At 58.1% G+C, this 5,349-nt stretch carries 3 protein-coding genes; 2 read left to right on the forward strand and 1 reads right to left on the reverse strand.

Annotated elements, in window-relative coordinates:
• On the reverse strand, nucleotides 1-1,154 hold a 1,154-nt coding region (locus AAC035_RS18255; RefSeq protein WP_339806527.1), incomplete at its 3' end, for a helix-turn-helix transcriptional regulator.
• A 132-nt stretch (nucleotides 1,155-1,286) separates the two neighbouring features.
• Between AAC035_RS18255 and AAC035_RS18260 the strand changes: the two genes are divergently transcribed.
• Nucleotides 1,287-2,060, forward strand: a complete 774-nt coding sequence (locus AAC035_RS18260) for an alpha/beta hydrolase (protein WP_339806528.1) — start codon at nucleotides 1,287-1,289, stop codon at nucleotides 2,058-2,060.
• Nucleotides 2,061-2,217: 157 nt separating this feature from the next.
• Nucleotides 2,218-5,349, forward strand: a 3,132-nt coding sequence (locus AAC035_RS18265) for a hypothetical protein (RefSeq protein WP_339806529.1), incomplete at its 3' end; no start/stop codon positions are given.

Raw genomic sequence — 5,349 nt, forward strand, 5'->3', positions numbered from 1 at the left:
CCACTGACCCGCACCGCAGCAGACCGCAATACCCGCGCCACCAGTTCGGCCTGTCGTCCCACCCGCATTTTGTGCATCACCGCTTTGAGCTGGGTCCGTACCGTGTGTAAAGACACTGTGGCCTCTCCGGCAATTGCAGCCGGATCCCGGCCCAGTGCCAGACTGGCCGCTACCCTTGCTTCAGCCGCGGTCAGATTGAACAAACGCCCGAGCAGGTCCGGGTCAATGTCCAGATGTTCTTCCGCCGCTTGCAGATAGACTGCCGCCAGCAAATCGCCCTGCCAGAGCCCGCCGGCCGCCAGGGCCAGCGGCAAGGGTTCGACCACGAGCCGGAGCGGCGAAAGTGCGTCCGCCGCCAATACGATAACCTGTTCAGCGGATCGCTGTGGCCCGCTCAGAACCACATCCAGTGATTTCCGCAGCTGTAGCTGTGCCTTGCTATCCATCAGGCGTAACGCGCCATCCTCTACCCTCAGCACCGGAGAGCGATCAACCAGCTCCAGAGCCCGGCCACTGCCGTAGACCACCTGTCCCCTGCCATTCACCAACAGGAAAGGCACGAAGGTTTTTTCCGCCGCAGCCAGCGCGGAGACACTTTCTTGCTGCTGCATCGTCATCACCCGGTTCAGGTGCAACACCTGTCGAACATGAGGTATCAGCTGATTGACCTGCCGGGTAAGGGACATCGGAAACGCACCCTGACCACCGGTGCGCTGAACCAGCAGCTGCACGGTGTAACGGTCGTCGGTATACACCGTACCGCAGAGACCGTGCTCGATATCCAGGTGCCGGGCCCAGTCGTTGAAAAACTCCGTCTGGTAAAAGGCGTCCTGCTTACAGGCGAACTCGTGATGAGTGTTGTACAGCCGCCCCGGCGTTTTAAGCGCGAGCTCAGGCCGCCAGGGGCAAAGATTTACGAAATGGTCTACGTACCGACGATGCTGATCATCGTCAATATTGACCTTTGTACTGTAGTGGACGGTTGCTGCCTGGCGATCCATCACCAGCAATCGGGCCGAACGTGAGCTGGTGGCTTCCACCAGACGGTTTAGCATCCCGTTCCACTCACCTATATCAGTGGGTGTCCGATACAGCTGTTCCAACAATTCAGGCAAACGCTGGGCGTACCTGAGGAGAGTCTGATGCTCACTCATATCGAGAATTCCCGGCCCGACTCCCAAACGAGGGATCGAAAGCCGTGCTTGTGTCCGAAAGTCATTTAATTAAATATAGGAAATGATTATCCGAAAGACAAATATACTTAGAGATGCGACACAAGGATTCTCATGATTTCAGATGTAATCACTCTCCCGTCAGAGCTGACACTCGCTGTCAGCCGTGTTGACAGCCAGGGTCCAGCGGCCCTTCTGATTCACGGCTGGACCTGCCGTAAAAGCGACTGGGACTCCACCATCGACGCACTGAAAGACGAGTTCCGGCTGACCGCCATTGACCTTCCGGGCCATGGCGAAAGCCGAAACCAGAGCGTTGATGACTGGAGCGTCAGTGGCCTTGCCAGGGTAGTGGTCGACGCCGCCAGACATCTTGGCACAACGGACCTGGTCCTGGTCGGACACTCCATGGGCGGTGCCGTTGCCCTGGAGGCTGCACGGCAGCTGGACAATCTGAAGGGGGTCGTTCTGGTGGATACCTTTGTGATTCCCTATGGTGATCTGGCCGAGGACCAGGCCCGGGAAATCGCGCAACCTTTCTACGACGATTTCGACAGCGCCATCGACGGCCTGGTAGAAAACTTTACCGCCAGCCATGTCAGTGATGCCGAGAAAAGCCGCCTCAAGTCAGAAATGGCCGATGTAGATCCGCAACAGATGCTGCCGCTATGGTCAGATCTGCTGCGATGGACCCCCACAGCGGCATTCAGCGAGGTTCGCGTTCCCATCCATGCCATCAACGGTGACCTGGTACCAGACGCTGCACGTGAACGCTGCAAACCCCACGTAACAGAGCATCAATTGAACGGTGCCGGGCATTTCCCCCAGGTTGAAATGCCGGCACGCTTCCACCAGACCTTGCGGGACGCTCTGAGAAAAATGGCCTGATTCAGTCGGTGTACACCATATGGGTGATGTAGTTTCCTTACGGATTTTTTAGGTTTGCTGTGTCGGAAACCGATAAAACCAACGAGGAACGACCCATGGCGACTCAAGCAACATCACCACAAGTGGTGCTCCTGTTCTGCGGGAAAGGAGGCATCCGATGATCGGAAAATTCTCACTCCGCTTCTGGCTGCTGCTATCCACGATGGCCGCAACACTCATCCTCGCCGGTTGTGGCGGTGGGTCATCAAGCTCCTCTGGCGCTGATGACCCTGACGAACCAGGTGGCAGCACCCAGAGTGTTTCGGGCACCGCCGCAGCCGGTGCGCCACTGGTTGGTTTTGTCGGTGCCAGGGACGCCCTGGGTGAAACCGAAACGGCGCAGATTGGCACCGATGGTTCCTTTTCTGTCGATGTCACCAATCTGCAGCCCCCTGTACTGCTGTTTGCCAGTGGCATTTCCGGCGGCAATGCCTACCAGTTGCTTTCCGTTGCCACGGCAAATGACATCGGCAATACGGTCAACATTACGCCGTTCACCGACCTGATTGTCGGCAATACTCTCGGCAAGGATCCGGTCACCGCATTTAACGAATCCGGCGGCGATGCCAACCAGAGAGCAGCCCTGTTTGCAGCGCTGGACGAGGAAACCATCGAGCAGCAGGAAACCTTGCTGGCGACACGGCTCCGTCCGCTCCTCACCGCCCTGGGCATCGATGAAGACTTCGACCTCCTTAACACCAGCTTCTCGGCGGACCGTACCGGATTCGATGCCGTCCTCGACGTGGTTGAGGTTCAGGTTAATGTCACCAGTAACTCAGCGACCATCCGTAACCGGCTGCAACCGGACGCTCAGATCAGCAACACCTTCGACAATACCGATGAGGAAACCACTGCAATTGAGGTGGACGAACAAATTCTTGAGGATGGCGTGACCATTGCCCAGGCCGCCGACACATTGGTGTCGACCGTCGCCACAGCACTGGACAATAACGACCGCGGAGCCCTTGAGGCATTGCTGGCTGATGATTTCCTGAATAACGGCGAGTCTGCGACTGAATGGCTGGACCGTCTGCTGGGAACCGAAGATGCCGGCGAACTGGCAGACGACCTCCGGGGCTGGTCTCTGGTCAATATTGAATCGGATGCCGTTAACCTGAACGTGGGTGCCGCCACCGGATTCTGGCAAGCCATAGAGGTAGATGGCGAGCTTAAGCTTCGTGGCAATCAGGCTCAGTTCCTGGCCTATTCGGAAGCCACCCATATTGTAGAAAATGGTGCCAACCCGCCGGTGGTACAGCAAATCGCCACCAGCCTGCTGGCAAGCAATCCAGTCACTGAACTGGGAACCGTAGACACATCCACCGTGACTGTATCCGGGCCAGAAGGCACTCCGTTCAATGGAACCCTGACCCGCGGCGACAACCTGTTCAGTACATTCTTTGTCATCGAATCGAATGACCTTGACCAGATTCAGACCGGTGACGAATACACCTTTACCTGGACCGGTGATTCCACCGCCGAATCCACCTACCGGGTTCGCCGTGGTGAGCCCCGACTGACAGAAGGTGCACCGGAGATCACCTCGGCTTCGGTCGACCTGGGCAGCAACCAGTATACCTTTGAGTGGACACTGCCACCGGGCTACGAATCAGTATCGGTTCGCAACAACTTTACCGGCCAGTCCCAGGGCGGCACCGGCGACAACGATATTCCGGTGTTCACCGGCAACCCTCTGCCCAACGGGGATCGCACCTTTACCGGAAGCCTGCCCGACGGCTTCAGCCCGCAAGCCAGTAACGAGCTCCGGATAATCGCCCGTGACCCCTACGGCGTTTTCGTTGCCGCCAGGCTGGTCAATCCGTTTGCGGATCAGATTGCCCCGCCGGCGGATGAAGACGCACTGGTTGGCAGTTGGGTCGCCCGCAACCCGGACACAAGCCTGCCCTGGCTCCAGCTCACCTTCCTTGAAAGTGGCCACTACATGCACTTTGAGCTGGACCGTCCCTATCGCCCGGAAGCTGATGATGCCGGCGTTACCGGTCTGGAATTCGGCCAGTACAGCTGGAATAACGTCACCGGTGCGCTGACGGCCTCAGATATCACCGTTGATGACAATGGCTTCTGGGGGCTGACCGACACTGCCAGCGGGGACGATGTGACCGCAGTCCAGGTAGATGGGGAAACCATGACCATCTATGACCCCCGCGATGGCATTGAGGACGGCCTGATCCTGACCCGTGTACCCCTTAACGAGTCTGGCGTTACAGGAAGCTGGGTTATCCAGGACTCCATTGACGCAGGTAACGTCTCGGTCGTTACCTTGCTGGATGATGGCTACTACTTCATGGGCACCAGTCAGCCCGCTGACGAATCTGGCGAACCCGGCCTGGAATTCGGGAGCTACAGCTACGACAGCGACACGCTGGTGCTGGATCCCGGCCCGATCTTTGACCAGAACGGTCAATACGGCCTCTCTGATCCGATTCAGGGCTTTGACTACGCCACAGTGATCGATGGCGCCCTCGTCATCGATGATGGTGAGGTCTTCCAGCTCAGCGAGATTGCCGCTGGCGTGGCTCCCAGTGACGGCAGCCTGACAGTCGCCTATACCGCACCCGACAATTCCGGGGACGATGGTTCAGCCGGCTCCGGTGCAGTGGTCACCGGTAATTTCCATTATCTGCGTAATGCCAGTTATGTTGAAGGTCAGCGGGAAGGCAATGCGCCAACCGTGGCTCAGCTCACCTATTACCACGCCGGTGCCAACCTGACCGATAACGGCGACAACACCGGCACTCTCAGCTGGTCCCAGGTCTGCTTCGGCGATTTGCTGGTCGATGCGAATACCGACCCCTTCTCGGGTGAATCTGCGGTTTTTGACGGCGTCAGCGAATGTCTGCCGTCCAGCACGGATTCCATTGATAACGTCGCCTATACGGCGCCAGGGTTGTCCGCGAACCTGCCGGCAGAAACAGTGATCGATGCCGAGGATGGCAGTCAAATCCGGATGGAGGCAGCGTCACTGGAGATGACCGCCGTGGACAGCAGCCGCAGCCTGTTCATCGGGCAGACCGTGAGGGACTTCGGCTACGAGGAAACCAACAGTTTCACCGACGGCATTGAAATCAGCGCCGACATCCTGAGCCGGAAGACCACCGGACGGAGGGTTGCTGAGCTTGAGGGAACCTGGGGACTGGTCATTCGCCGGATCACCGACATCGGGTCAGAGCCCAACGAGCTGGAATACTCCGCGAGCTCACTGATTCTTGATGTTACTGCCACAGGCGAC

Source organism: uncultured Marinobacter sp. (assembly GCF_963974375.1).
GTDB lineage: Bacteria > Pseudomonadota > Gammaproteobacteria > Pseudomonadales > Oleiphilaceae > Marinobacter.

Coding starts and splice junctions, on each gene's coding strand:
- AAC035_RS18260 (WP_339806528.1), top strand. CDS start 1,287: ATGATTTCAGATGTAATCACTCTCCCGTCAGAGCTGACACTCGCTGTC.